We start from the raw sequence: 22,944 nt of genomic DNA on the forward strand, positions 1-22,944 counted from the left end.
AGCCATGGCATTGACACGCTTCGTCGACATCCACGCGGTGGCGGACCTGGTCCGCACCCTCGGCCCTCCGACCTTTCTGCAGGCGCTGGTCGAGTCGATCCGCGAGGACTTCCTGCGCTGGCCCGCGTTCGAAAAGTCCGCCCGCCTGGCCAGCCATTCGCCGGTGGGCGTGATCGAGCTGATGCCGGTGTCGGACGGGGAGCATTTCGCCTTCAAGTACGTCAACGGCCACCCCGGCAACACGGCGCGCGGCCTGCCCACCGTCATGGCCTTCGGCGTGCTGGCCGAGGTCGAGACGGGCCTTCCGCTGCTGCTGGCCGAGCTCACCCTGACCACCGCGCTGCGCACCGCCGCGATGTCGGCGCTGGCGGCACAGGCGCTGGCGAATCCCGGTGCGCGCAGCATGGCGCTGATCGGCAACGGCGCCCAGGGCGAATTCCAGGCGCTGGCCTTCCATGCACTGCTGGGCGTCAACGAACTGCGGGCCTACGATCTCGACCCCGCTGCCACCGACAAGCTGGTCCGCAACCTCGCACCCTGGCCCGCACTGCGCGTCCACCGCGCGGCCGACATCGCCGACGCGGTGCGAGGCGCGGACATCGTCAGCACGCTGACGGCGCGCAAGGCACGCGCCACCCTGCTGACGCCGGACATGCTGACGCCCGGCCTGCACGTCAATGCCGTCGGCGGCGACTGCCCGGGCAAGACCGAGCTGCACCACGACGTGCTGGCGGCCGCGCGCGTGTTCGTGGAGTACGAGCCGCAGACCCGCATCGAGGGCGAGCTGCAGCAGATGCCGCCCGACTTCCCCGCGGTCGAACTGTGGCGGGTGCTGGCCGGCGAGTTGCCCGGCCGCGAGGACCCGGGCCAGGTGACGGTCTTCGACTCGGTGGGCTTCGCGCTGGAGGACTACTCCGCGCTGCGCCTGTTGCACCGCCTCGCGATGGAACACGGCATCGGACAGGACATCGCGCTCGCGCCGGCCGACGGCGATCCCAAGGATCTGTTCCGCCTTACAAGGCCGCCGGCTGGCTGAGCGGCGTGCTGGGCGCGTCGATCCAGTGCTTCCTGAACCCCAGCCGCGACGGCGAGACGTATTCCTCGCGATACACCTCGAAGGGCAAGGTGTCGGCGGCCTCGATCTGCTTCTGCGCCTGGATCGAGGCCTGCGTCATGCGCTCGAATTCGGCCTGCTGTTCGGCCGAGAACGGCAGCGCCAGCAGGGCGGCACGCGTGGCCTCGGAACGAGCGGACACGAAGCCGAGGAAGGAGTCGCCGTGCGCGCGCGTCGCCTCCAGCACGCGGGCCGAAGGCAGGATGGCCGGGTCGGCCAGCGCCTTCTTCGCGGCACGCACGGCCTCGGCATGGTGCCCGACGCCATGGGCCGCATCGAGCGCGGCCGCGATCGGCTCGAAGGCCTCGAGCAGTTCGCCGCCCCAGTCGGTCAGCCCCACCTCGCGCCCGCCGCGCAGCAGGCGCAGGCCCGGCTCGCGGCCGCGCGCGGCGGTCAGGTGCTGGTTGTGGGCCAGCTCGGCGATCTCGTCGCGGGTATCGGGCGGACTGTCGGCCAGCAGGCAATGCAGCAGGAACACGTCCAGCAGGCGGATGGTGGAGGCGTTGATGCCGATGGTCTCGAAGGGGTCGAGGTCCATCAGCCGCACCTCCACGTATTCCACGCCGCGCTCGCGCAGGGCATGCAGCGGCCGCTCGCCGGGGAAGATCACCCGCTTCGGGCGGATGGTGCCGTAGAACTCGTTCTCGATCTGAAGCAGGGTGGTGGCGAGCTGGTTGTAATCGCCGCCCAGGTTCCGGATGCCGATGGCCTCGTAGGCCGGCCAGGGCCGCGTGAGCGCGTCCTGCAGCGAGGCGGCATAGCCGTCGAGGCTGTTGTAGCTCACCGCCAGCGAGGCCTGGGCTTCGCTCTGGTAGCCCAGCCGGCCCATCCGCAGCGAGGTGCCGTACGGCATGTGCATGGTGCCCTCGCCCAGCGGCAGCAGCTCGTGCTGGCGGCCCGCCACGAAGCTCCCGCACAGCGCCGGCGAGGCGCCGAACAGGTACAGCAGCAGGAAGGCGTGGCGGCGGAAATTGCGGATCAGCGCGAAGTACTGCTCGCTCGAAACCTCCGGCAGCGACCAGTTGTAGTGGATGCCCGAGATGGTCTGCATGCGACGCCCGTAGCGGTGGCTCAGGCCCATGCGGTAGACGCTCTTGGCTCGGCCCACGTTGGACGAGCCGTAGCGGCCGATCGGGATGGTCTCGTCGGTCGGCAGGCGGCAGGGCATGCTCGACACCCACAGCCGCTCGTCGCCCGCCTCGGCCAGCACCCGGTAGGTGTACTGGTGGATGCGCGTGAGTTCCGCCAGGCAGGCCTCGACGTCGGTGTGGACGCCGGTGATCAGCTCCAGCTGCGACTCGCTGAAATCGGTGGTGATGTGCGGATGGGTCAAGGCCGAACCCAGCGCGGCCGGGTGCGGCGTGGGCGCGAGCTGGCCGTCGGGTTGCGCGCGCAGGCTCTCTTTCTCGATCCCTCGACGAACTCCTTTCAGGCGCGCGGGTGTCAGCGCTCCCAGGCGCTCCTGCAATTTGCTCATTTCGTGATGACCCGTGAATTTGTGGGGCGGAAGGTAGCACGGCCGCGGACGGCATGCTCGCAGCGGTATTTTTGCCGGGCCGCCCGTTTCTGCTATAGCGCCAGTCCCTATGGCAACAGCGCCGCACCCGGCGCCGGTCCGGGGCGCTCAGGCCAGCACGCGCAGGAGAAAGGCGTTGAGGTCGGCGATTTCCTCCATGCACACCGAGTGCTCCATCGGGTACGCGTGCCACTCGACCTGATAGCCCAGCGCGGCCAGCGCATCGCGCGAGGCGGCAGCGCGCTCGATCTGCACCACGCCGTCGCGCGTACCGTGGGCCAGGAAGATCGGCACCTGGCGGTTGGCCTCGTGGCGCTCGGCGGCGGTCGTCGCGGCCAGCGGCAGGTAGCCCGACAGCCCGACGATGCCGCCGAGGCGCTCGGCATGGCGCAGCCCGGTCATCAGGGCCATCGCACAGCCCTGGGAGAAGCCGGCGACCACGATGCGGCCGGCCGCGATTCCGCGCTCTTTCTCCTTGGCGATCAGCCCCTCGATGGTGGCCTGCGAACGGCGCAGGCCGGCTTCGTCCTCGCGCTTGACCAGGTCGGCCATGGCGATGTCGTACCAGGCCGGCATGGGATAGCCGCCGTTGATGGTGACCGGAATCACCGGCGCATGCGGGAACACGAAGCGCACCGGCCCGGCCGCCGACAGGTCGAGCTCGCGGGCGATGGGCACGAAGTCGTTGCCATCGGCACCCAGGCCGTGCATCAGGATCACGGAGGCGGTGGGATGGGGGCCGGTTTCGATTTCGATGGGTGGGAGGGACATGCTTGGAACGGGGTTGCGTGAAGGGTTGCGAGCGCGCAGGCCCGAGTTTGCCCGATCCCGCAAAGCGGGCCTGCCCTGGGCACCTTCAGCTTCGCGGCCGTGCTGCCGATAGGCAGAGGAAGATGCGCGCCGCGTATCCTCGACCACTTTCACCCGACTCGAAATTCGCCCGCCGAACAATGAACGACACGAACCAGATGACGCAACAGAGCACGCCCCCGAGCCATCCGGTGAGCCGGCGCAAGACCATCGTCGCCACCACCATCGGCAACGGCCTCGAGTTCTTCGACTTCACCATCTACGGCTTCCTCGCACTGGTGATAGGCAAGTTGTTCTTCCCCGCCCTGGACAGCTACAACCAATTGCTGCTGACGGTCGGCACCTTCGGCGTCGGCTTCATCATGCGGCCGCTGGGCGGCATCGTGATCGGCGCCTACGCCGACCGCGCGGGGCGCAAGAAGGCGATGACGCTCACCATCTTCCTGATGGCGCTGGGCTGCGCCATGATCGGCTTCGCACCCACCTACGCCCAGATCGGCGTCTGGGCGCCGATCCTCATCGTCGCGGCGCGGCTGATCCAGGGCTTCTCCGCCGGCGGCGAAGTCGGCGCCTCCACCACCCTGCTGGTCGAACACGCGACGCCGGCCAACCGCGGCTTCATGGCGAGCTGGCAGTTCGCCAGCCAGGGCCTGGGCATTCTGCTGGGCGCGGCGGTGGCCGGGGGCCTGACCGCGGCGCTGGGGCCACAGGCCATGGAGGCATGGGGCTGGCGCGTGCCTTTCATACTCGGCATGCTGATCGCGCCGGTGGGCATGTACATCCGCCGACAACTGCACGAGTCGCTGGAGACGGCCGGCCAGCCGGCACGCCGCGAGGCGCGCAGCAGCCTGGCCGAGGTCTGCGGCGAACATGGCCGCACGGTGCTGGCGGCGACGCTCAGCGTTCTCGGCGGCACCGCGGCCGCCTACGTGGTGACCTTCTACATGCCGACCTACGCGGTGCGCGAGCTCGGGCTGCCGCCCACGGTCGCCCTGTTCGGCGCGGTGCTGACCGGCCTGCTGTCCTTCGCACTCTCGCCGCTGGTGGGCCTGGCCTCCGACCGGGTCGGGCGCAAGACGCTGATCGTCTGGGGGCGCGTGGCGATGATGCTGATGATCTACCCGGGCTTCCTCTGGATGATCGCTTCGCCGACCCCGGCCGTGCTCTTCACCGTGGTCGGCCTGCTGAGCGTCGCACTGGTGGTGCAGACCGTGCCCGCCATCACCATGCTGCCCGAGATGTTCCCGAAGCATGTGCGCGCCAGCGGCATGTCGCTGGTCTACAGCGTGGGCGTGGCCCTGTTCGGCGGCTTCTCGCCCTTCGTCAGCACCTGGCTGGTGGGCGCCACCGGCAGCAAGCTGGCGCCGGCCTGGTACCTGCTGGGCATGACGCTGGTGTCACTGCTCGGACTGCTATGGCTGCGGGACTTCACCGGCCGCGACATCGACGAGGCCGGCGCGCATCGAGCCGATGCCGAGCCTGTGTCCAGGCCTGCGCGCGCCTAACGCCGCGCCGCCAGCTCGCGGCACTTCCGGAGATTGGCGTCGAAGCTCGCCGCCAGGCCCGGATCGCAGGCGTTGCTGGTGGTCATGATGCGGCACATGCCCACCGGCAGAAAGTCGGAGACGGCCGCGGTGCACGCGCTGTAGCGGCCCAGCGCCGGGTTGTCCTGCGACTTGAAGCCCCAGCGCTCGGAGAAATCCAGCATGCGGCCCATGGCCTCTTCGAAGTAGTCGCGGTCGCGGGCAGCGATCGCCGCCTCCATCTGCGGCAACTCGGCGCCGAGGAAATTCATGGCGGCCTCGGGAAAGCGCTGGGCCGCCTCCTGCGGCGGAGGCTGCTGGGCGGAGGCCGTGGCGGCAAGCCACGACAGGACGAAAAGGCAATGGCGAAGGAATCCCATGGTTTGCAGTTGCGATGGCGGAGGCAGCGCCCGCCCGCGGCGGACGCCAAGGTGCTATTGGAACCGATCGGCGCCGAGGATCGGCCGCCCGCGTCTTTCGCGTCGGCAACCTGCCTCACCAGCGCAGCTTCAGGCCGACCGAGCCCTGCGCCGAGGACTTGACCCGCGCCTCGCCGCCCACCGCGAACACGCGCCCCAGTTCGCCATACATGCTCACCGCCGGCGACAGCGCCAGCGTGAAGCCGCCCGCCAATTCCGCGGCGCCGTAGCCGTTGCCGCTCGCGACGCGGGTGGTGCCGGCCGGGCCGATGAATTCGGCAACGTCGGCGCCCCCGTTCGCGCGGTACAGGTTGAGGCGCGCATAGGGCTGCAGCCGGCCGGCAGCGGTCGCGAAGTCGCCCTTGATCCGCGCGCCCAGGCGGCCGATCCAGCCGCCGTGCGTGTCCTGCCGCACGACCGCGCCGCCGACCGGCACGGCATCGAAGCGTCCGCGCTGGTAGACCAGTTGAGCCTGCGGCTCCACCGTCCAGCGCTCCGAAACGGCGAAGGATCGGCCGGTCTCGATCGAGGCGGTGAAGCTGTCGCCCCGGCCCGATGCGCTGAGATTGCCGTCCGGTCGCAGCGTGTACCGGTGGCTGCCGCCCTGGATCACGGCGTCGGCATAGAGGCCGCTGCCATTCATCCAGGTCGCATAGGCGCCGAGGTAGCGCGAGCGCAGATCGGTGCGGCCGACGCGGCCGACGGTGCCACGGGCATTTCCGCTCACATCCGCACCACCGTCCAGGAAGCCGACGTACAGGCCGGCGCGCCAGGCGCCGCTGGCCAGCAGGTCGGTGCCCGCCTGCAGCCCGCTCACGTGGCCGTGGCTGGCGGCATCGGCGATGCCGTCCTGGCGGATGTTCAGGTCGCCGTAGACCGCGCGCGTCCAGGCGCGGCGCGCCGCGTCGTGGCCAGCTACGGGCGCGTCCTCGTCGCCGATGCGGCGGTGCAGGTTGCCCAGCATCGCGAGATCGGCCTGGCGCTGCTGCGCCGGCAGTGCGGCGAACATCGGCACCTCGGCCCGATAGCTCGGCAGCTGGAGTGCCACCACCGGGGGCAGCTTGACGGTTTTCAGCCCTTCGCTTTCGACGGGGCTCGCCGGACCGTCCGGGGTGGCCGGCGCCTCGGGCGCGGCCTGCGGCTGGAACGCGGGCACGGTGGAGCGCAGGTACCAACTCTCGCCGGCGCCCTGCGCATCGGCGGCATGGAGGCGGTATTCATACGCCCCCGCATCGACGTGGCCGTTGGCCAGCGCGAAGGCATCGCGGGTGCTCTGCGCCGTGGTCGTGGCGCCGTCGCGTGCTGCCACCACTTCGATCCCGTTGCCCGTGGTCAGCGCGCCCAGCCCGCCGAGATTGGTGATGCGCAGCGTGGTGCGGCCGCTGGCACTGGCGCCGGGGCCGCTGAGCACCAGCCGGTCGCTCGAACTGCCGCTGCCGCCCAGCACCGTGCCCAGGTCGATCACGCCGCCCTGCCCCACGTAGGCGCCGGTGACGGTGAGGGTGGCGCCCGCGCGGCCGCTCAGCAGCCTCACCGTGCCGGCGTTGCGCAGCGCGGCCACGCGCTGGTCGAAGCCGCCGGTGTCGAGCGTGGCGCCCGCCATCACCGTGTGGGCCGACGCAGCGCTGAAGACCTCGGCCGCGCCGGCCTTCAGGGTGCCGGCCGCAACCGTGGTCGCGCCGCCGTAGGCCTGGCCGCGCGCGAGCACCAGCCGGCCAGCGCCGGTCTTCTCGAGGCCGCCGCTGCCGCTCAGCAGGCCGCTGTAGGTGGCATCGGCCGGCTGGGCGAAGCGCACCAGGCCGTTGTCGGTGATGGCCAGCGGCGCGAACTCGGCCCGCGTCTGCAGCGTGCCGGCGGCGTCGACGGTCATGCTGCCGGTGTAGTCGCTGGCGTCGGTGCCCAGGACCAGCGTGCCCCCTTCGACACGGGTGCGGGTGATGCCGCCGGCCTGCAGCGGGTTGTCGAAGGTCCAGGTGCCGGCGTCGCGCTTCACCAGGGTCTGGAAGTTCGACAGGGCCTGGCCGAAGCGGTCGGTGCCGGTGCCGTCGAGCGTCAGCACGTTGTGGCCGCCGCCCCCGTCGATGGCGCCGGTGATGGACGAGCCGGTGTGGATGTGCAGCGCATCGTCGGCATCGGCGAAGCCCAGTTTTCCAACCACCCGGCCCTGGTTGGTGAAGTCCAGCGCCATGGTGCCGGAGACCGACAGGACGTTCCCCGTGCCGTCCCGGTACTGGATGAGCCCCGCAGGGCCGTTGACCACCGTGTTCGAGCCGCTCGAAGCCTCGAACCAGATCGCGGAGCCGCCCGCCTGCGAGCGCACCTCGCCGTGGTTGACGATCAGGTTGCCGCTGCCGTGCGCGTTGATCGCCTCGGCATCGTGGGCGCTGCCGTTGGACAGCACGCGCGCGCCCTGCTCGATCGTGAGCGTGGTGTTCGACAGGAATTCGATCGTGTTGGCGCCGGTGCCGTAGTGGCCGGTCGCGCCCGGGGCGGCGTTGTTCTCCACCGTCGCGTTGCGCTGGATGCGGATCTCGCCGTCGCTGCCCATGCTGATGGCGGGGAGGTCGGTGGTGCTGATCACGGCACCGGGCCGGACATCCACCGTGCCGCCCGGCACCGGGTCGTAGCCGCCAATGACCACGAAGGTCTGCGCAGTGCCCGGCGTGCAGGTGATGCTGCCCGCACTGGGCGGGGCACAGTCGGCAACCGCGCTGCCGGCCAGGGCGAGCAGGGCGACGGCCGCCGCCGGCGCCACCGTGCCCGACTTGCAACGGCCACGGGCCAGTTCGGAGGCCACGGTCCAGAGTCCGTGGGTCGGGTTCCAGACGACCCTGAAGAGCCGGTTCATTAGAGTTCTTTCGTATTACATTGAATACTTAAGAATGTAGTTCTTAGGTTTTCATTTTCTAAGGAACAAAGTCACGGACCCCGGGCGACAGCCCTCCTCACCGGTGCGCGCGGCGATGGAGGAGCCCCCACTTACACTCGGGCATGGCTTCCAGACCCTCCAGGGCACCGCGCATGTTCGAGCGCGGACTGCTGTGCATCCTCATCGGCGCAGCGGTGCTGATCGCGCCCCACTTCCTGAGTTCGCCGTCCTGGCGCGACATGATCGGCGGGGCCCACGTGGTGGGCTGGTTCGCGCTGGTGCTGGGCATCGCGCTGGTGGCGGTCGATCTGGTCCAGCGCCTGCGCGGCAAGGAGCGCTGATGCGCGCCCCCGCCCCGGTGCGCGTGAGCGACCGGCACCGCTTCGACACCCTGATCGACGCACGCTCGCCGGGCGAGTACGCGATCGACCACATTCCCGGGGCCGTCAACTGCCCGGTCCTGGACGACGAGGAGCGCCGCATCGTCGGCACCCTCTACAAGCAGCAAGGCGCCTTCGAGGCGCGGCGCGTGGGCGGCGCCATGGTGGCGGCCAACCTGGCGCGCCATCTCAAGGAACACTTCGCCGACCGGCCGGCCGGCTGGAAGCCGCTGGTCTATTGCTGGCGCGGCGGGCTGCGCAGCGGCTCCATGGTCACCTGGCTGCGCCTGGTGGGCTGGGACGCCCAGCAACTCGCCGGCGGCTACAAGAGCTGGCGCCGTCACGTGATCGAGCAGTTGGCGGCGCTGTGCCCCCGGCTCGATCTGCGGGTGCTCTGCGGTGCCACGGGCAGCGCCAAGACGCGCGTGCTGCAGGCCATGGCGGCGCAGGGCCGGCAGGTGCTCGACCTGGAAGGCTTCGCAGCCCACAAGGGATCGCTGCTCGGCGCCCTGCCCGGCACCCCGCAGCCTTCGCAGACCGCCTTCGAGACGCGCATCGCCTCGCTGCTGGAAGGCATCGATCCGGCGCGGCCGCTCTATGTCGAGGGCGAAAGCCGCCGCATCGGCCGGCTCGACCTGCCGACGACCTTGGTCACGCGCATGCGCGAGAGCCCGTGCATCGAGATCCAGGCCACCCCGCAGGCCCGCGTGGCCTACCTGCTGCGCGACTACGCCTACCTGGGCGACGACCCGCAGGCGCTGGCGCGCCAGCTCGGCCTGCTGAAGGAATTGCACGGCAAGGCCGTGATCGGCCGCTGGCAGGCGTGGGCCGCCGCGCGTGAACTGCCCTCACTGTTCGCCGAGCTGACCACGCTGCACTACGACCCGGCCTACCGGCGCTCGCAGGCCAGCCATTTCGCGCGCTGGCGCGAGCGGCGCGTGGTGCCCGCCGACGACCTCTCCGATGCCGGCATCGAGGCGCTGGCGCGGCGGGTGTCGGAACTGGGTTAGGCTTTCTTGAGGAGCTTCTTGGCGAGCTCGACCCCCGCCAGCACGATCGCGCCGACCACGACACCCACGCCCGCGCTGGCGCCCATCGTCCCGAGGCTGCCGAGCAGCTTGCCCGCGTTCACGGCCCAGACTTCGACCGCATGGCCCAGCGCCGGCACGCCGTGCACCAGGATGCCGCCCCCGACCAGGAACATGGCCGCGGTGCCGGCGATGGACAGCCCCTTCATGAGCCAGGGCGCCATCGCCAGGATGGCACGGCCCAGCGCCTGCACCCCGGCACCCTCGCGCCGGCTCAGGTGCAGCCCGGCATCGTCCAGCTTGACGATGCCTGCGACCAGCCCATAGACGCCGAACGTCATCACGATCGCGATGCCGGCCAGCACGGCCAGCTTCGTCGGGAAGGGCTGGCCCTGCACCGTGCCCAGCGTGATGGCGATGATCTCGGCCGAGAGAATGAAGTCGGTGCGAACGGCACCCTTGATCTTGCTCTTTTCGGTGGCCACCACGTCGACCGCCTCATCGGCGACGGCCTGCTCGTGGCGTGCCCTCTCGGCTGCATGCTCGTCCTTGTGCAGGAACTTGTGGGCCAGCTTTTCGCAACCTTCGAAGCACAGGAAGGCGCCACCGAGCATCAGCAGCGGCGTCACCAGCCAGGGCAGCCAGGTGCCGATGGCCAGCGCCGCCGGCACCAGGATCGCCTTGTTGACGAAGGAGCCCTTGCAGACGGCCCACACCACTGGCAATTCGCGGTCGGCCTTGACGCCGGAAACCTGCTGCGCGTTCAACGCCAGGTCATCGCCGAGCACGCCGGCGGTCTTCTTGGCGGCCACCTTGGTGAGGACGGAAACGTCGTCGAGGACGGTGGCGATGTCGTCGAGAAGGAGCAGCAGGCTGGTCGCCATCAGACGTTTCTCTTGAGGCGGATTTCTTCGATCCTGACGTCACCCAGGGAAGTGGTCTTGGCGGTCTTCATCTCGCGCTTGAAGCCGGCGAGCTCGTGGAAGCGCAGCGCGCGGTCGTTGCGCAGAGGCACCCAGACCGTGACCACGGTGCAGCCCTCTTCCTCGAGGCCTTCGCGCGCGGCATCCCACAGCGCCACGCCCACGCCCTGGCCCCAATGGTCGGGCCGGACGTAGATCGCCCAGATCTCGCCGGTGGTGGAGGGCGTCTTGGGGTCGCGCGAACGGTCGAAGCCGACGAAGCCCACCACCTCTTCGCCCAGCACGGCCACGTGCACCTGCGGCTCGGCGTATTCGATGGCCTCGCGCCATTTGGCCTCGCGGGTGGCGGGTGCCAGTGCGCGCAGCTGGTCTTCGGGCAGGACGTCCGCGTAGGCTGCGCGGGCGGCGGCAGCATGGACTTCGGCGATGGCCTTGGCATCGCGCAGGACGGCGGGACGGACTTCGTAATCGGACATGGATCTACTGGGGAACGGTTCTTCGAGCGCCGTATTGTCGCCGCCCCGCTAAACTGCCTGCCCCGGATTCACGGAGTCAACACATGCCCAAGGGCCAGCAGCGCAGCAACAAGGAAGCCAAGAAGCCGAAGAAGGACACCGCGCCACCGAAGGCACCGCTCGCGGGGCTGGAGCCGGCGCGCACCATGACCACCGCGGTCATCCCGCGCGGCAAGCAGAAGAACAAGGCATGAGCGTCGAAGCGGTGTCGTCGCCCGCCATGGCCGAGGTCCAACCCGGCGGCTTCCGCTTCGAGGCCGAGGCGGGCCGCACCCTTCTGCAGTCGGCCGAGGCGGCCGGCATCGAGCTGCCCAGTTCCTGCCGCAACGGCACCTGCCGCACCTGCATCTGCCGCCTGCTCGAAGGCCAGGTGCGCTACCGCGTCGAATGGCCGGGCCTGAGCCGCGAAGAAAAGGCCGAGGGCTGGATCCTGCCCTGCGTGGCCGAGCCGCTGGGCGACGTCCGGCTGGACGTGCCCTGCGCCTTCTCGCACTTCTAGCCTTCGTCAGGCCGTGGTGACGTGCGTGGCCGGACGGCGGCCGTCGTTCCAGCGCCCGCCCAGGGCGCGCTCGATTTGCGCCGCGAGTTGCAGCAGCAGCCCGTCGTTCGCCTGCTTCGCCTGGGCGTGGATGCCGAAGGGCAGACCGTTCTCCTGCTGCGCCATCGGCAGCGAGATCGCGGGGATGCCGCACAGGTTCGACAGCGGGGTGTAAGCGAAGAACTTCCACAGGTTCTCGAACCAGTCGAGCACCTCGGGGTTGTCGCTGGTGGTGAGGTACTCGGTGGTGCCGATGCGCGGCGTGGGCAGCGCGGTGATCGGCGTGAGGATGATGTCCCAGTCCTCGAAGAAGGCGCCGAAGGCGCGCGCCGTGCTGTTGAACACCGCCTGCATCTGGTAGCGCTCGGTGTACGAGAGGTCCTTGCCCGCTTCCCAGATGCGGATGTTGATCGGCTCGATCAGCTCGGCCGGCGGCCGATCGAGCCCACGCGCGGTCAGCAGTCCGTTGATCACCTGGGCGAAGTTGCTGATGTAGCAGGTGGTCTGCGCACGGAAGGCCGCGCGCAGATCCGCCTGCGGCAGGGCCCACGCCACGTGGTGGCCCAGTTCTTCGAGCAAGCGGCCGGCCTTCTCGAGCTCGGCGACGATGTGCGGCGTGGCGCGGTAGTCGCCCCATTCGTGCGACAGCGCGATGCGCAGCGGCCGCGGGTCCTTGCGGATCAGCTCGACGTAGGGCTCGGGCGCGGTCCAGTAGGGCATGAACTCGCCCGGCGCCCCGCCCCGGCAGGCGTCGACGAAGGCGGCCGTGTCGCGCACCGTGCGGCTGTGGCAGCCCTGGATCGAGACGTAGCCGGTGATGTCCGACAGCCTGGGGCCGATCGAGAACACGCCGCGCGACGGCTTGAGGCCGATGTTGCCGTTGAAGCCGGCCGGGATGCGGATCGAGCCGCCGCCATCGGTGGCATGCGACATCGGCACCACGCCGGCCGCCACCATGGCCGCCGTGCCTGCGGAGGACCCGCAGGTGGTGTAGTCGGTGTTCCAGGGGTTGCGGGTGACGTACAGGGCCGGGTTCTCGGCCGAACTGCAGACGCCGAACTCGGGCGTCGTGGTGCGGCCCATCAGGTTCAGGCCCGCGCGGCGCATCTGCTGCGTGAGCCATGCGTCCTCGGCCGGGCGGTTGCCGCGCATGAAAAGCGAGCCCTGCTCCTGCAGGCGGCCCTTGAGCGTGGGGCCCAGGTCCTTCATCAGGAAGGGCACACCCGCGAAGGGGCCCTTCGGGTCGAGGCCGTCCTTGAGCGGATCTGCCACCACGTCATCGAACACTTCGACCACCGCGCCGAGCGCCGGATCGGTCATCTCGATGCCGGCCGCCGCCTGGCGTGCCAGTTCGGCCGCGCTGACCTCGCCCTTGCGCACGCGCTCGGCCAGGCCCAGCGCGTCGTGCGCGGCCCATTCGTCCCAACTCATTGCCAAAGTCATCGTCGTCTTTCTTCCGTCTTTCTCTTCGTCTTCTATTCCGCGATTCGGAGGCTGGGCTGCTGGGACTTCACCAGCCGGTCCCGCCGCGCCAGCGACGGAAAGAGCCGGAACCAGGCCAGCGCCACCAGCACGGTGCCCACGCCACCCGCCACCACCGAGCCCACCGGCCCGAGCAGCGCTGCGGTGGCGCCCGACTCGAACTCGCCGAGCTGGTTGCTGGCGCCGATGAAGATCGAGTTGACCGCGCTCACCCGCCCGCGCATCGCGTCCGGCGTCTCCAATTGCACCAGCGTCTGCCGGATCACGACGTTGACCATGTCGGCGCCGCCAGAGACCGCCAGCGCGATCAGCGACACCAGGAAGCTGCGCGAGAAGCCAAACACGATCATGCAGAGGCCGAAGGCCGCCACCGCCAGCAGCAGCGCGCGCCCGACGTGGCGCTCGATCGGCCGCCGCGTCAGCGCGATGGAGGTGACGAGCGCACCCGCTGCCGGCGCACTGCGCAGCAGGCCCAGCCCCCAGGGCCCTGTGTGCAGGATGTCCTTCGCGAAGATCGGCAGCAGCGCGACCGCGCCACCCAGCAGCACCGCGAACAGGTCGAGCGAGACGGCGCCCAGCACCGGCTTGCGGTGCCAGATGAAATGGACGCCCGCCAGCACGGTGGACAGCGACACCGGCTCGCGCGGCGCCGGCGCGTGCTCGTAGCGCACCTGCATCACCAGCACGCAGCCGGCCGCGAAGCACAGCAGACCCGCCGCATAGACGACGCCGGTGCCGGCGGCGAACAGCAGGCCGCCCAGGGCCGGCCCGCCGATGATCGCGCCCTGCATGCCGGCCGAACTGAAGGCCATCGCGCGCGGCAGCATCAGCGGCGGCACCAGCAGCGGCGTGAGCGCCTGCTGCGCCGGCATCTGGAAGGCGCGCACCGCGCCGAGAATCAGCGACAGCCCGAGGAGCAGCGCGCGCGAGTCATGGCCCGCCTGCACGGCCAGCAGCAGCACGAGCGCCACTCCACCCTGCACGCCCAGGCAGGCGGCGACGATGCGCCCGCGGTGGTGGCGGTCCACCACGTGCCCGGCCAGCAGGGCCAGGAGCAGGGCCGGCACGAACTGGTACAGGCCCACGAGCCCCAGGTCCCACGCGCTGCCGGTCAGCTCGTACATGTGCCAGCCGATCGCCACCAGCAGCATCTGGCTGCCCGCGGTGCCGAACAGCCGCGCGATCCACATCCGCATGAAGGGCCGCTCGCGCGTGAGATCGGAAAAGCTCGGCGGGGCGGCGGCGCGGACGGACATTGCATCGAGCATAGCCCAGGCCCGAAGCCTCATAGACTGCACCGGGACATGACCGACTTCGCGCTGATCCACGAAGACGCCGACCTGCTGGTGCTCGACAAGCCGGCCGGCCTGCTGTGCGTGCCCGGCCGCGGCGAAGACAAGCAGGACTGCCTGAGCGCCCGCGCGCAGGCACGCTGGCCCGATGCGCTGGTGGTGCACCGGCTCGACATGGCGACCAGCGGGCTGGTGCTGATGGCGCGCAGCCCGGCGATGCAGCGCGCTCTTGGTGATGCCTTCGCGGCGCGCCGGGTGTACAAGCGCTACGAGGCCATCGTCAATGGCCTGATGCCGCTGTCGGAAGACTGGTCGCTGATCGATGCGCCCCTCATCGCCGACTGGCCGCGCCGCCCCTTGCAGAAGATCGATGCGGAACACGGCAAGCCCAGCCGGACCCGCTGGCGCGTCAAGCGACTGCTGCCCGATCGCGAGGCCACGCACCTGTGGCTCGAACCCCTGACCGGGCGCAGCCACCAGTTGCGGGTGCACCTGCTGTCGATCGGGCATCCGATCCTCGGCGATGCGCTCTACGGCAGCGAGGCTGTGCGCGGGCGCGCCGGGCGCCTGCTGCTGCATGCGAGCGTGCTGGAATTCCCCCACCCGGACGATGGGCGTGTGATGCGCTTCGAGAGTCAGCCGCCGTTCTCTGCCTGGTGAGCGCCTGATCTGTCGCTGCTGCTTCGGGGCCCTGCCCCTCAGCCTTTCACGACGAGGACGGGCACCTTCGCGTCCTGCAGCACGCGCTGCGTCACGCTGCCCAGCAGCAGCTTCTCGATGCCCGAGCGCCCGTGCGAGCCCATGACGATCAGGTCGGCCCCGATGGCCTCGGCCGTGTCGACGATGCCCTCGTGCACCACGTGGCCGTCGATGACGCGCTGGTCGCTGTGCAGGCCCTCCGCGGCCAGCGCCGCGACGCCGCGTGCCAGCGCCGCATTGGCGCTGCTGGTGGCGGCGGCGAGGTATTCGTTCTGGCCCAGCGCGTAGTCGGCGCCCACGCCGATGAAGGGATAGTTGTCCACCACGTGAATCAGGGTGATGCGGCTGCCGAAGGCCAGCGCGAGACCACTGGCCTTGCTGACCGCGAGCATCGACGTTTCAGACCCGTCGATCGGAACCAGGATGTGATTGAACATGCCAGACCTCGTTTGTTCACATGCGGCTCGCAGCCGAACCGGGCCTTGAATGTACATCCAAGGTGCGCCGCCGGGCTGTAGGACTGCTACGGCCCGGCCGTGCTCAGCCGCCCTGGAAGCCGCCCGCGCGGCAAGTCACGACCAGCGTGTCGCGCCAGCCCGGCTGGCTGTCCACCAGCGGCTGGATCGGCGTCGTTTCGTGGATCACGCGCGCATCGTCGGCGAGCAGCAGCGTCCAGGGCTCCGTCATCGTGAAGCGCTCGCCGCGCCGTCCGCCGGCCTCGAACACGCGCGTCTCGCCGCCCTTGATGTTGTGGCGGCCGACCAGCGCCACCGCCACCAGGTCCACGCCATCACGGTGCGCACCCTCGGGTGTGGGCCGTCCGATGCCTTCGGCCGTGTCGATGCGGAACTGGTGCGCCTCGACGTACCAGCGCTGGGCGCCGCGCATGCCGTCGGCCACGCCGGCCAGCGCCCGGATGAGCGCCTGCCAGGACGGCTGCACCAGCGTGCCCGACTCCATCGGCGCGAACCAGCGCTGCATGCCGCCGTGCAGCGCGTTGTATTCGACGGGCTGCCAGTGCGCGCGGTGCGGCACCTGAACGATCTGGCCGCTCTCGACCGTGAAGCAGGCATGGCGCCGCGTGCGGTAGCGGCCGCCGTCCTTCAGGTATTCGTCCAGCGGCAGATGGTTCCAGTCGCCCTCGAGCTGCGCGAGCTCCGCCAGCGGGAAGCCCAGCCATTGGGCCACGCCCTGCGGGCTCAGCACGGCATAGCCGTCCTGCCGGATGGCCGGGGCGAGCCGGTCGACGGGCGTGAACGGTGGATCGAAAACGCCCGTGGTCACAGGGCAGCCTCCCCCAGGTTCGCCACTGCGCGCAGGGCGCCCGCTCGAGCACCTTCGCCTTCGGCTCCGGTGCCATTCGCCTTCGCAGCGGCCGTGCGGCTCATTCGCTCACCTTCACACCCTTCCAGAAGGCGACCCGGTCACGCACCATTTCGGCTTCGGGCTTGGGGTCGGCGTAGTACCAGACGGCGTCGGCGTTGAGTTCGCCGTTCACCAGCAGCGAGTAGTAGCTGGCGGTGCCCTTCCACGGGCAGGTGCTCTTGTGGTTGCTGAAGCTCACGTACTCGCGCTTGAGCGCGCTCGCCGGGAAGTAATGGTTGCCTTCGACGAGCACGGTGTCGTCGCTCTCGGCGATGGTCACGCCGTTCCAGGTTGCTTTCATCAGGTCTCCAGGCCCCGCGGCACGCGGGGGGGAGCCTATTGTGCCGCGGGCGACTGCAGCCAGTGCACGCTGAACAGGCGCTGCGGGTCGGTCCACACCGCGGCCGGGCGCAGCCCTGCCTTCACCGCCAGCGCACGCAGGCCGTCGACGGTGAACTTGTGCGAGTTCTCGGTGTGGATGGTCTCGCCTTCCTCGAAGTCGAAGCGCTGGCCGTCCAGGGTCACGCCCTGCGCACGGCGGCTCACCAGGTGCATCTCGATGCGGCGCAGCGGCGCGTTGTAGAAGGCCGCATGGGAGAAGTTGTCGAGGTCGAAGTCGGTGCCGAGCTCGCGGTTGGCGCGCCGCAGCAGGTTGAGGTTGAAGGCGGCCGTCACCCCCTGCGAATCGTTGTAGGCGGCATGCAGCAGCGCAGGGTCCTTGACCAGGTCCACGCCCACCAGGAGGCCGCCGCCGCGCAGCAGTCGCTGGGCGAGCTGCAGGAAGGCCAAGGCTTCGTCAGGGCTGAAGTTGCCCAGCGTGGAACCGGGAAAGAAGCCCACGCGCTGCCCCAGGCCTTCGCCGCGCGCCGGCAGCACCAGCGGCATGGTGTAGTCGGCCACCACCGGCTGCACGGCCAGTTGCGGGTAGTCCGCGCGCAGGCGCTGCGCCGCCGCCCCCAGATGCTCGCCCGAGATGTCGATCGGCACATAGCGCCGCGGCGAGCGCAACGCATCGAGCAACAGGCGCACCTTGGTCAGCGAGCCGGCGCCGAATTCGATGACCTCGGCATGCGGACCGATCTGCTCGGCGATCTCCGCCGCGTGCTCGGTGAGGATGCGCATCTCGGTGCGCGTCGGGTAGTACTCCGGCAGTTCGCAGATGCGGTCGAACAGCTGCGAACCGGCCGCGTCGTAGAAGAACTTCGGCGAGACGCTGCGCGTCCCACGGCTCAGGCCCATGAACAGCTCGCGGCCGAAATCGGACAGGGGCGCGGCCCGCTGAGCGGTGCGAAATGCATGGAGGCTGACTGCAGGAATGGCCATCAAAGATCCTTTGCGAGCCGCAGGCCCGAGAACTGCCAGCGGGCGGCGGGCGGAAAGAAGTTGCGGTAGCTGGGCCGTGCGTGGCCCTCCGGTGTCGCGACGCTGCCGCCGCGCAGCACCAGCTGGCCCACCATGAACTTGCCGTTGTACTCGGCCGCCACGCCGGCCAGCGGGCGGAAGCCCGGATAGGGGTCGTAGGAGGAGCGCGTCCACTGCCACACGTGGCCGCTCATCTGCGAGATGCCGGGCAGTTCGTGCGCAGCTTCCCATTCGAATTCGGTGGGCAGGCGCGCGCCGGCCCATTCCGCATAGGCGGCGGCTTCGTAGAAGCTCAGCTGGGCCACCGGCGCCTCGGGATCGAGGGGCCGCACGCCATGCAGGCCGAAGACCTGCCAGCCGCCGCCCGGGTGCGGCTGGTGGGCCAGCCGCGGATCGTCCGCCGCCAGCCAGTAGGCCGGATGGCGCCAGCCCTGCGCCTGCACCGCAGCCCAGCCGTCGGACAGCCAGAGTTCCGGGCGCCGGTAGCCGCCGTCGGCGATGAACTGCGCGTACTCGCCGCAGCTCACCAGCCGGTCGGCGATGGCATAAGGCGCCAGCAACACCGCATGGCGCGGTGTCTCGTTATCGAAGGCGAAGCCGTCGCCGGCATGCCCGACCTCGGCCGGGCCGCCGAGCCGCTCCAGCCATTGCAGCGCGGGCATGACCGTGGCCAGCCGCAAAGCGGGACTGGGCGCCGCGCGATAGGCCGGCAGCATCGGATTGCACGACAGCGCATGCAGGATGTCGGTGAGCAGCAATTCCTGATGCTGCTGTTCGTGGTTGAGCCCCAGCTCGACCACCGATGCGATGGCGGACCCGTCCGCATCGTCGCCACCGCGATCGAGCAGCGCGACGGCCGCCTCGTCCACGTGCCGCCGGTAGGCATGCACCTCGTCGAGCGCGGGCCGGGTCAGCAGCCCGCGCTGCGGCCGCGGATGGCGCGGGCCCAGCGCCTCGTAGTAGGAGTTGAAGAGGTAGGCGAAGCGCGGGTCGAAGACGCGGTAGCCCTTCGCATGCGGCTGCAGCAGCAGCGTCTCGAAGAACCAGGTGGTGTGTGCCAGATGCCACTTGGTCGGGCTGGCATCGGGCATCGACTGGATGCACTGGTCCTCGGCCGACAGGGGTGCCGCCAGCGCCAGGCTGTGCGCGCGCACCGCCTGAAAGCGATCGCGCAGGTCGTCCGACGCTGGCTTGGCCGGCCGGGTGAGCTTCATGGGGTCTCCATTGTTGGGATCGGACGTTTTTTAGCCCATGCGAGCCGCCCGGCGCCGTAGGACAAGGTCCCGGACGCCGGCACGGCCGAACGTTGGACTGTGGCACAGCAGGCCCGAACATGCACCGGGGCTGCGTATCATCCGCCGCATGAGCACGCCCACCGCCGCCCGCCGCCCCCGTGTCGTCATCGTCGGTTGCGGCTTCGGGGGGCTGGAGGCGGCGCGCAGATTCCAGGGCGAGGCGGTCGACGTCACCATCGTCGACAAGACCAACCATCATCTGTTCCAGCCCCTGCTCTACCAGGTCGCGACCGCCGGCCTGGCGGCGCCGTCGATCTCGGCGCCAGTGCGCCTGCTGTTCCGCCGCCAGTCCAACATCACGACCCTGCTGGGCGAGGTGACCACCATCGACCCGGTGGCGCGGGAGGTGCACCTGGAAGACGGGACCCGCCTGGGCTGGGACCACCTCATCGTCGCGGCCGGCGCCACCCACAGCTATTTCGGCCGCGACGAGTGGGCGCGCATCGCGCCGGGCCTCAAGACCCTGGCCGATGCCTTCGAGATCCGCCGCCGGGTGCTCATGAGCTTCGAGGCGGCCGAGATCGAGCCCGACCCGGCACGCCAGCGCGCCCTGCTCACCTTCGCGGTCATCGGCGCCGGGCCGACCGGCGTGGAGATGGCCGGCACGCTGGCCGAGATCGCGCGCCACACGCTCAGCGGCGAGTTCCGCCGCATCGATCCGGCCAGCGCGGAGGTGCTGCTCATCGAGGGCGGCCCGCGGGTGCTGCAGGCCATGCCCGAGAGCCTGAGCCAGCGCGCCCTCGAGCAGCTGCAGAAGCTGGGGGTGCAGGTGCGCTTGAACGCCCGCGTCACCGAGGTCACGCCCACCGGCCTGCAGGTCCAGTCCCCTTTCAGCGACGGCGGGGCCGGCATCGGCACGCACCGCATCGACTGCCACTGCGTGATCTGGGCCGCCGGCGTGGCGGCCTCGCCGCTGGGCCGGCTGCTGGCCGACGCCAACGGCGCCGAATGCGACCGTGCCGGCCGTGTGAAGGTGCTGCCCGATCTCAGCCTGCCGGGCCACCCGGAGATCAGCGTGGTGGGCGACCTCGCCGCCGCCATGAGCTACCGGCCCGGCAAGGAGCCCCAGCCGGTCCCCGGGGTGTCGCCCGGCGCCAAGCAGGCCGGTCGCGCCGCGGCCGCCAACGTGCTGCGCCGCATCGCCGGCAAGGAGACCGTGCCCTTCCGCTACCGCGACTACGGCAACCTCGCCACCATCGGCCGCAACTCCGCGGTGGTCGACCTCGGCACGCCGCTGGGGCCGCTGCGTTTCTCGGGGAAGCTGGCCTGGTTGTTCTGGCTCTTCGCGCACATCTACTTCCTGATCGGCTTCCGCAACCGCCTGGTGGTGCTGATGGACTGGGCCAGCGCCTACTGGAGCTTCCAGCGGCATGCGCGCGTGGTGGCGGAAGTGCGCGGCAGGGGCGAGGCCTGATCGGCCACCGCGCCCGCCTGCTCAGGCAGTGCCGGCGTCCTCGGCTTCCTGCAGCAACCGCCACATCACCTTGCCGCTGCCGCTCTTGGGCAGCGTGTCGACGAACTCGACCGCGCGCGGGATCTTGTAGACCGCCATGTTCTCGCGGCACCAATCGATGATGTCCTGCGCGGTGGTGTTCCTGTGGGTGGCGCGCAGCACCACCACCGCCTTGACCGATTCGCCGCGGTAGGCGTCGCGGGTCGAGATCACGCAGGCCTCCTGGATCGCCGGGTGGCGGAACATCAGCAGCTCGACCTCGGCCGGCCAGACCTTGAAGCCGCTGGCGTTGATCATGCGCTTGAGGCGGTCGGTGATGAAGAAGTAGCCGTCCTCGTCCATGCGCCCCATGTCACCCGAGCGGAAGAATCGCCTGCCTTCGAACTCGACGAAGGCCGCCTCGGTGGCGTCCGGACGCTTCCAGTAGCCCTGGAACACCTCGGGCCCGTGGATGATGATCTCGCCGGACTCGCCCACCGGCATCTCCTGCAGCGTGTCGGGATCGACCACGCGCGCATCGGTGCTCATGAACGGGATGCCCAGGCACTGCTGCTTCGGGTTGTCGAAGGGATTGGCATGGGAAGGCGCAGCGGTCTCTGTGAGGCCGTAGCCCTCCTGGTAGCGCAGGCCGAACTGTTCGAAGAGGCGCTGCGCCACGGCCTGCGGCATCGCGGCGCCGCCGCCGCCGATGTGGCTCAGGCTTCCAAGGTCGAAGCTCGCGAAGTTGGGGCTGCCCATCAGGTCGATCACCATGGTCGGGATGTTGGTCCAGCTCGTCACCTTGCGGCGCGAGATCAGGCGCCCCGCGACCTCGCGGTCCCAGCGCGGCATGACGACCAGCGTGCCGCCGCTGAAGATGGTGGTGTGCAGCATGCTCACCACGCCGGTGATGTGGAACATCGGCACCACCGCCAGCACCACCGTCTCGCACGAGGCCAGGCCCCAGAGCGCGCTGGCAAAGGCGTTGTGCATCAGGCTGGCATGGTGGTGGATGCAGCCCTTGGGCAGGCCGGTGGTGCCGCTGGTGTAGGGCAGCAGCGCCATGTCGTTCGCGCCCACGACGTGCTCGGGCGGGGCATGGCCCGCGGCCATGGCGTCGGTCCAGGCCATGACCTCACCGCCGGCCAGCGCCGGCAAGGGGTGGCGCGTGAGCAGCCAATCGCGCCAGGCCGGCGGCGGCGCCTCGTCGCCCTGCACCTCGGCGTCGAAGGCATCGGTGAACTGGGTCACGACCAGGTGCGCCAGGCGCTCGCCGGGCGGCAGTGCATCGCTGGCCTTGGCCAGCTCGGGCGCCAGGTCGGCCGTCGTGATGGCCACCTTCGCGTCCGGATCGGTGATGTAGTGCTTGAGCTCCTCGGCCCGGTTCATCGGATTGACCGGCACCACCACCGCGTTGGCGCGCAGGATCGCGAAATGGGCGATCACCAGTTGCGGGCAGTTCTGCATGTCGAGCAGCACGCGGTCGCCGCGCTTCACGCCCAGCGCATGCAGGGTGCCCGCCAGCCGCTCGGCCTGGGCGGCGAGTTCGCGGTACGAGGTCTCGCGGCCGAAGAAGACCAGGGCGGCCTTGTCGGGGAAACGGGCGGCCGAGGTGGCGAGGTTGTGCCACAGCGAGGTGGCGGGGACGGTGAGCGAGCGGGGCAGGCGCTGCGGCCAGAACTTGAAATGCGGGCGGTCCATGGAGTCTCCGTTGAGCGGCCAAGCCTACGCCGCGGCCCCTCCGGACCGCATCGGGGAAGCCCCGACGGCGTCGCATGGGCGACTCGCCGGCGATGGCGCCGTTCGGCGGCCGGCCGACAGACAGGCGGCCGGTTCTGCCGTACAACGGCGATCCCTTTCATCAATCCCCTCATCGAGGAGCTTTCATGGCAGCAGACAAGCGCGCGAGTGTTCACTGGGAAGGCGCCGGCAAGACCGGCAAGGGCCAGATCAGCACCGAAACCGGTGCACTCAAGAACTACCCTTACGGCTTCAAGAGCCGCTTCGAGAACGACGTGACCGGCACCAACCCCGAGGAGATCCTCGGCGCCGCGCATGCCGGCTGCCTGACGATGGCCTTCGCCTTCGCGCTCGAAGGCGCGGGGTTCACCGCCACGAGCATCGACACCCGGGCCGCGGTGCGGCTGGCGCAGGATGGCCCCGGCTTCAAGATCGACCGCATCCAGCTGGAACTCGAGGCCTCGGTCCCCGGCATCGACGAGGCGAAATTCCAGGAACTGGCGGCCGGTGCCAAGGCTGGCTGCCCGCTGTCGAAGGCGCTGGCCAGCGTGCCTGAAATCACGCTGAAGGCGACGCTGAAAACCTGAATCCGGCCTTCGCTCTGCGCGGCCGCCCGGCCCGCCCGGCGGCCGCGCCCGCGGG

General features: G+C 70.2%; 23 protein-coding genes. 9 read left to right on the forward strand and 14 right to left on the reverse strand.

What is annotated here, in order from left to right; translation table 11 throughout:
- Positions 1-10: 10 nt before the first annotated feature.
- On the forward strand, positions 11-1,036 hold the full coding sequence (locus tag ABEA07_RS04550; protein ID WP_345536299.1) for an ornithine cyclodeaminase: 1,026 nt from the start codon (positions 11-13) through the stop codon (positions 1,034-1,036).
- On the opposite strand, the gene gshA is transcribed toward ABEA07_RS04550, so the two are convergent.
- The gene (gene gshA, locus ABEA07_RS04555; protein WP_345536160.1) at positions 1,014-2,591 is read right to left on the reverse strand and encodes a glutamate--cysteine ligase; all 1,578 of its coding nucleotides are present in this window, start codon (positions 2,589-2,591) and stop codon (positions 1,014-1,016) included. The two genes, ABEA07_RS04550 and gshA, sit on opposite strands and share 23 nt — an antisense overlap.
- A 147-nt stretch (positions 2,592-2,738) precedes the next feature.
- Positions 2,739-3,401 (reverse strand): alpha/beta hydrolase, encoded by a 663-nt coding sequence (locus ABEA07_RS04560; protein ID WP_345536161.1) that lies wholly within the window; start codon positions 3,399-3,401, stop codon positions 2,739-2,741.
- 179 nt (positions 3,402-3,580) lie between these two features.
- Between ABEA07_RS04560 and ABEA07_RS04565 the strand changes: the two genes are divergently transcribed.
- A complete protein-coding gene (locus ABEA07_RS04565; protein WP_345536162.1) occupies positions 3,581-4,945 on the forward strand; it encodes an MFS transporter in 1,365 nt (454 codons plus the stop codon).
- Here the strand turns inward: ABEA07_RS04565 and ABEA07_RS04570 are convergent.
- Positions 4,942-5,343, reverse strand: coding sequence for a hypothetical protein (locus tag ABEA07_RS04570; protein WP_345536163.1), 402 nt, complete (start codon positions 5,341-5,343; stop codon positions 4,942-4,944). The two genes, ABEA07_RS04565 and ABEA07_RS04570, sit on opposite strands and share 4 nt — an antisense overlap.
- Before the next feature lie 115 nt (positions 5,344-5,458).
- Positions 5,459-8,230, reverse strand: a complete 2,772-nt coding sequence (locus tag ABEA07_RS04575; protein WP_345536165.1) for an autotransporter outer membrane beta-barrel domain-containing protein — start codon at positions 8,228-8,230, stop codon at positions 5,459-5,461.
- 143 nt (positions 8,231-8,373) lie between these two features.
- On the opposite strand from ABEA07_RS04575, the gene ABEA07_RS04580 reads away from it, so the two are divergent.
- Together ABEA07_RS04580 and mnmH are read left to right on the forward strand one after the other, a co-directional pair.
- Complete coding sequence (locus tag ABEA07_RS04580; RefSeq protein ID WP_345536166.1) at positions 8,374-8,592, forward strand: hypothetical protein; 219 nt, start codon at positions 8,374-8,376, stop codon at positions 8,590-8,592.
- Entirely contained in the window at positions 8,592-9,641 is a 1,050-nt protein-coding gene (mnmH, locus tag ABEA07_RS04585; RefSeq protein ID WP_345536168.1) for a tRNA 2-selenouridine(34) synthase MnmH, read from the forward strand. Before ABEA07_RS04580 ends, mnmH begins: the two co-directional genes overlap by 1 nt.
- On the opposite strand, the gene ABEA07_RS04590 is transcribed toward mnmH, so the two are convergent.
- Both ABEA07_RS04590 and ABEA07_RS04595 read right to left on the reverse strand, forming a co-directional pair.
- Complete coding sequence (locus ABEA07_RS04590) at positions 9,638-10,543, reverse strand: DUF808 domain-containing protein (RefSeq protein ID WP_345536169.1); 906 nt, start codon at positions 10,541-10,543, stop codon at positions 9,638-9,640. The two genes, mnmH and ABEA07_RS04590, sit on opposite strands and share 4 nt — an antisense overlap.
- Positions 10,543-11,058: a GNAT family N-acetyltransferase gene (locus tag ABEA07_RS04595; protein WP_345536171.1), complete on the reverse strand. Its 516-nt coding sequence runs from the start codon at positions 11,056-11,058 to the stop codon at positions 10,543-10,545. Before ABEA07_RS04595 ends, ABEA07_RS04590 begins: the two co-directional genes overlap by 1 nt.
- Positions 11,059-11,141: 83 nt before the next feature.
- Between ABEA07_RS04595 and ABEA07_RS04600 the strand changes: the two genes are divergently transcribed.
- Positions 11,142-11,291 carry a hypothetical protein gene (locus tag ABEA07_RS04600; RefSeq protein WP_345536172.1) on the forward strand — a complete coding sequence of 50 codons (150 nt, stop codon included), beginning with the start codon at positions 11,142-11,144 and terminating at the stop codon, positions 11,289-11,291.
- On the forward strand, positions 11,288-11,596 hold the full coding sequence (locus tag ABEA07_RS04605) for a 2Fe-2S iron-sulfur cluster-binding protein (RefSeq protein ID WP_345536173.1): 309 nt from the start codon (positions 11,288-11,290) through the stop codon (positions 11,594-11,596). Before ABEA07_RS04600 ends, ABEA07_RS04605 begins: the two co-directional genes overlap by 4 nt.
- 6 nt (positions 11,597-11,602) lie before the next feature.
- Here ABEA07_RS04605 and ABEA07_RS04610 read toward each other — a convergent pair whose 3' ends face one another.
- Positions 11,603-13,078: an amidase gene (locus tag ABEA07_RS04610; protein WP_345536175.1), complete on the reverse strand. Its 1,476-nt coding sequence runs from the start codon at positions 13,076-13,078 to the stop codon at positions 11,603-11,605.
- Between the two features lie 32 nt (positions 13,079-13,110).
- The gene (locus ABEA07_RS04615; protein WP_345536176.1) at positions 13,111-14,373 is read right to left on the reverse strand and encodes an MFS transporter; all 1,263 of its coding nucleotides are present in this window, start codon (positions 14,371-14,373) and stop codon (positions 13,111-13,113) included.
- Positions 14,374-14,421: 48 nt separating this feature from the next.
- Here ABEA07_RS04615 and ABEA07_RS04620 point away from each other — a divergent pair, with 48 nt between their 5' ends.
- Positions 14,422-15,069, forward strand: a complete 648-nt coding sequence (locus ABEA07_RS04620) for an RluA family pseudouridine synthase (RefSeq protein ID WP_345536178.1) — start codon at positions 14,422-14,424, stop codon at positions 15,067-15,069.
- 38 nt (positions 15,070-15,107) lie between these two features.
- On the opposite strand, the gene ABEA07_RS04625 is transcribed toward ABEA07_RS04620, so the two are convergent.
- The 5 genes from ABEA07_RS04625 to egtB all read right to left on the reverse strand — a co-directional run bounded on the left by ABEA07_RS04625 (position 15,108) and on the right by egtB (position 19,049).
- On the reverse strand, positions 15,108-15,545 hold the full coding sequence (locus tag ABEA07_RS04625; RefSeq protein ID WP_068683349.1) for a universal stress protein: 438 nt from the start codon (positions 15,543-15,545) through the stop codon (positions 15,108-15,110).
- Between the two features lie 103 nt (positions 15,546-15,648).
- Positions 15,649-16,392: a 2OG-Fe dioxygenase family protein gene (locus ABEA07_RS04630; RefSeq protein WP_345536181.1), complete on the reverse strand. Its 744-nt coding sequence runs from the start codon at positions 16,390-16,392 to the stop codon at positions 15,649-15,651.
- A 100-nt stretch (positions 16,393-16,492) separates the two neighbouring features.
- On the reverse strand, positions 16,493-16,774 hold the full coding sequence (locus ABEA07_RS04635; protein ID WP_345536182.1) for a DUF427 domain-containing protein: 282 nt from the start codon (positions 16,772-16,774) through the stop codon (positions 16,493-16,495).
- A 35-nt stretch (positions 16,775-16,809) separates the two neighbouring features.
- Entirely contained in the window at positions 16,810-17,796 is a 987-nt protein-coding gene (egtD, locus tag ABEA07_RS04640; RefSeq protein ID WP_345536183.1) for an L-histidine N(alpha)-methyltransferase, read from the reverse strand.
- On the reverse strand, positions 17,796-19,049 hold the full coding sequence (gene egtB / locus ABEA07_RS04645; protein ID WP_345536184.1) for an ergothioneine biosynthesis protein EgtB: 1,254 nt from the start codon (positions 19,047-19,049) through the stop codon (positions 17,796-17,798). Before egtB ends, egtD begins: the two co-directional genes overlap by 1 nt.
- Before the next feature lie 148 nt (positions 19,050-19,197).
- Between egtB and ABEA07_RS04650 the strand changes: the two genes are divergently transcribed.
- Positions 19,198-20,544, forward strand: a complete 1,347-nt coding sequence (locus ABEA07_RS04650) for an NAD(P)/FAD-dependent oxidoreductase (RefSeq protein ID WP_345536185.1) — start codon at positions 19,198-19,200, stop codon at positions 20,542-20,544.
- Between the two features lie 21 nt (positions 20,545-20,565).
- Here ABEA07_RS04650 and ABEA07_RS04655 read toward each other — a convergent pair whose 3' ends face one another.
- Entirely contained in the window at positions 20,566-22,263 is a 1,698-nt protein-coding gene (locus ABEA07_RS04655) for a long-chain fatty acid--CoA ligase (protein ID WP_345536187.1), read from the reverse strand.
- A 185-nt stretch (positions 22,264-22,448) separates the two neighbouring features.
- Between ABEA07_RS04655 and ABEA07_RS04660 the strand changes: the two genes are divergently transcribed.
- Positions 22,449-22,889, forward strand: a complete 441-nt coding sequence (locus ABEA07_RS04660) for an OsmC family protein (protein ID WP_345536188.1) — start codon at positions 22,449-22,451, stop codon at positions 22,887-22,889.
- The last annotated feature ends 55 nt before the right edge of the window (positions 22,890-22,944 follow it).

This window comes from Variovorax defluvii (assembly GCF_039541515.1).
In the GTDB taxonomy this organism is placed as follows: Bacteria; Pseudomonadota; Gammaproteobacteria; order Burkholderiales; family Burkholderiaceae_C; genus Variovorax; species Variovorax defluvii.